Source organism: Candidatus Thorarchaeota archaeon, from assembly GCA_013388835.1.
Taxonomy (GTDB): domain Archaea; phylum Asgardarchaeota; class Thorarchaeia; order Thorarchaeales; family Thorarchaeaceae; genus JACAEL01.
Window position 1 is genome coordinate 1 of sequence record JACAEL010000065.1, and the last position, 3,470, is coordinate 3,470.

5 protein-coding genes are annotated in these 3,470 nt (G+C 51.1%); all 5 read right to left on the minus strand.

Features of this window, described 5'->3' with window-relative positions; all coding sequences use genetic code 11:
• On the minus strand, window positions 1-590 hold a 590-nt coding region (locus tag HXY34_10530), incomplete at its 3' end, for a hypothetical protein (GenBank protein NWF96563.1).
• 53 nt (window positions 591-643) lie between these two features.
• Window positions 644-1,207 (minus strand): hypothetical protein, encoded by a 564-nt coding sequence (locus tag HXY34_10535; GenBank protein ID NWF96564.1) that lies wholly within the window; start codon window positions 1,205-1,207, stop codon window positions 644-646.
• Between the two features lie 40 nt (window positions 1,208-1,247).
• The gene (locus HXY34_10540; protein ID NWF96565.1) at window positions 1,248-2,162 is read right to left on the minus strand and encodes a hypothetical protein; all 915 of its coding nucleotides are present in this window, start codon (window positions 2,160-2,162) and stop codon (window positions 1,248-1,250) included.
• A 194-nt stretch (window positions 2,163-2,356) separates the two neighbouring features.
• A complete protein-coding gene (locus tag HXY34_10545) occupies window positions 2,357-2,677 on the minus strand; it encodes a hypothetical protein (GenBank protein ID NWF96566.1) in 321 nt (106 codons plus the stop codon).
• Window positions 2,678-2,690: 13 nt separating this feature from the next.
• On the minus strand, window positions 2,691-3,470 hold a 780-nt coding region (locus HXY34_10550), incomplete at its 5' end, for a hypothetical protein (GenBank protein ID NWF96567.1).

A 3,470-nucleotide genomic window follows, 5' to 3' on the forward strand; every position in this document is an offset into this window, starting at 1 on the left:
ACAAAGACAATGAACATGAGCGTCCAAGCCACCCCCAGCGCAACAGCTGCTGGCCAATACTGTGGGGACTTCTCCAGCCCTGCACAGACTACGCAGCATGCTAGGTCAGACACAGCAAGCCCCATTTCGATGGCGGCGTTTGTCAGCAGCGAATGAAGATATACACTGGCTACTTGACTTGTGAAGTTAGGTTTTTCAATCGGGTCACCGGCCCTGTTCGTTTCCAGAACCATGCCCTCCTCAACGACCATACACCCAAGCATGTCGTTACTGACATGATACTTGACATGCATGTTATCCGGGGTCACGTAGTCAATCTTCGTATGAAGGCGTGGCCATGGCCCGGTCCACCAGCGGTAGACCTCATTCATGAGGACCTCCTTGTCAGGAACCTGAATCATATCGCCGAAGTGCCCCAGCAGGACATACTCGCCAGCTCCTGTAGTTGTACCGTCGCAATCCACGGGGTTCGCCCTGCTCAGGTCGGCCACCACGTTGATGTCCTGCACCCTCATGTCCACAAGGTTGTACGACTGGTACCTCTGGCCCACCATCACGATGTACTTGATGCATACGAGGAGTCGCCGCACCCCGATAGGCAGCCCACCGCCTGAACTGCCTCGGGCTCAGCACTCGTTGGCACTCATTGCTGTGCCAATAGGCCAGCAAGGAGGACTGAGAGATTGGTTGGAACCTTACTCTCGGCCTCCAGCTTCTGCGTTGCTGTTCTCAACACAGGGACCATTGATGGGTTCATCTCGACGTATGCTCTGACGAAAGACTCGAGTCTGTTCGCACCGTGCATTCCTTGGATGAGCTCAGTCAGACTGTGAATGAATTGGTCTTCGTCCAGTGCTGCTTTCTTCATCGAGTTCGAGTGTCTCCACAGGGCAAGCTGTAGGTCTACATGAGTGGACTTCAGAACGTATATACCTACAATCAGTAATACCGGCATAGCTATGAGGTTGGTCACTAGATAGTCAAACAGTGAGGCTGGGTCAACTATCAGCGAAGGACATCCAATCGCCAAGGAGATTGCGCAGTGAGTCACAGCTACTCTCGGGATGCTTCCGAAGAAGCGAAGACCGTGTTCACCAGCTCTCTCGATGATAGCCCCACTCGTCAGAGTCAATGACCAGTAGATAACAAAGACCATTACCGAAGCCATGAACCCCGCGTTTATGGGAGATATGAAATCGAATACCAAGATTGTATCCTCCTTTTGGATATCCAGGTTGCTTAGCTACTCATGTAATGTATGTCTGTGTTGATTTTTCTGCAATCAGAGTCCAGAACACCAACCACTGAAGTGCAAGCAGGAAGTTGAGTGCGAAGGCATAGATTGTCGTCTTTATCTTCGTGATGGCCCATGCAATGGTCCTCATCTTGAGTATAAGAACAGCGAATACTACGGAGAACAGAAGGGCACCTTGGAAAGTTGGGACAAGCTGACCCCACAGAGTATTCAGCCACAATAGCACCAGGGCCAAGGCGAAATCAGCGGATATAAAGCCCAACTCATAGCTTTCGTACAGTGCGAACTGCCACACAGAAGACATCAGGATGCATGTCAGCACTATATACCAGACCTGAGTTCCTACGGCAGGGAGTGCCAGAAGGAGTGATACTCCGAAGATTACATGCACCATCTTCTCTGCAAGAGTTCTATGGAAATCCTGCCACGGCCCCTGCTCATCTATAGATGCGGCCACATTGGATCCCCATTCTTCCTTTTGCTGTGCAGTCATCTGCCTGCTGCTCGGAGTTTCGGCATTGATGGATTCTATCGAGAAATCAAACAGCAAATCAACAGAGCAATGAAATGCACACGCACTGCCAGCAGGAGTCACAAAGGAAATGGACGCGTGCAGTCGGGGCCACCAACCTTCCCACCATAAGAAGATACTCTGTGCTACGCTCTCTGCAAAGTCCATGTACGAAACAGTATTGGCAGAAGGGGTTAGACTCTCTACAGACCGTTCACCAATCCCATCCTGTTCCTCTGGCTCTGTCGGGTTGGGGTTGTTCGGGTCGTTCCTGTTGAGGTCAGCGACGACGTTGACGTCCTGTACCCTCATGTCCACAAGGCCGTACGACTGGTACCTGCACCCCAGCGTCACCACGTACTTGACGACCCTTGAGGCGTTGACGACCTCTCCCATGAAGTATGCGGCCCCTCCGTCGATGGAGGAGTAGACTGCGCCGTCACCGCCTTCAAACAGCCCCCACCACAGCTTCCCGGTCTAGGTGGACAAGCTGCAGATGTAGCCGGGCCTGCAAGGACTGGTCACGCTTTCGGCAGCAGAAGCATACGTTGAGCCCGTCCTTAGCCGACCCGGGCCATGCGTCACCAAGTCTATGCATTGGTCGCATACCATTGACGAAGGTACTTGTCGAAGGTTGCGGCCAACGAATCACCTGTTGACAGTGTTTCCTTGAACAGATCGTATTCAATCTTTCCACGGCTAGATCCTGTTGGTGCATTCTCATATCTCTCAAAAAGGGAGAAGAAGAATGGTTCATGCGGTTCGTCTTTTCTCAATTGCTCTTCAATCATATTGCGAAGAAACTGTCCCTTGGGCTCTGATGCATGGAGATGTTTTCGCTCCAAGAGAAACACGGCGACCAGAAAGATGACTGCTACCGGTATCAGAACTAGAAACTCGACCGCTTGCATGTCTTTTTCACCTCTACAAAGGCACATAGAATCCCAAGTTGAAAAAGTATGCTGCGTAGTACGCACATATCAGAATCACTGACAGCTTCACAAAGAAGACTGCAACAAACCATATCCCCTTGTTTGTGTTAGCAGTGCCAGGTCCAGCATACGGTTTGTATTCACGCCACAGATTGAACAGCCGCCAACCGTTGCTAGCTGCAGTTATTATGCTTGGAAACATGCTCAGAAGAAATGTGAGAAACGCCCCCATCACAGTCCAAGGATGCGTTAGGGCATTATCCACTAGCCAAATCATATAGGCGACATATGAGAGAAAGAGAACTACCCAAGCGCCTAGCATAATCAGGAGGGTTCCAAGATTCGTGACTAATGCAAGCGGGGAGGCAAGCACTTCTACCCCCAGCATCGTGAAGCGAAGGAGTGCAGCCAGAGCAAAAGGGACAGCAAATCGTACAACTAGGTCTTGGTAGGTGTTGTACACCTGTTGGGTTGTAGACTCTAGTTCTGCATCGGACATGCCCTCCTCATCAACGCTTGCGATACACATGCGATGAATCTGTAGATCTCCGAGGATATCTGTTGATAGCTCCGCGTCCACCTCTGCTTTGCCGTTGATATTGCTGACAAAGGTCAGAAACAGTCGAGGCCAATAGTTGACTAACTGCCATACAGCACAGATTCCATTTGCTATGGTTTCCCAGAAGCTCTCGACTCCAGGCTGGGCCTCCAAGTTCTGAGGGGTGCTGCCATCGTATTCCACAGGCTCCGTCGGGTTTGGATTGTTCAGGTC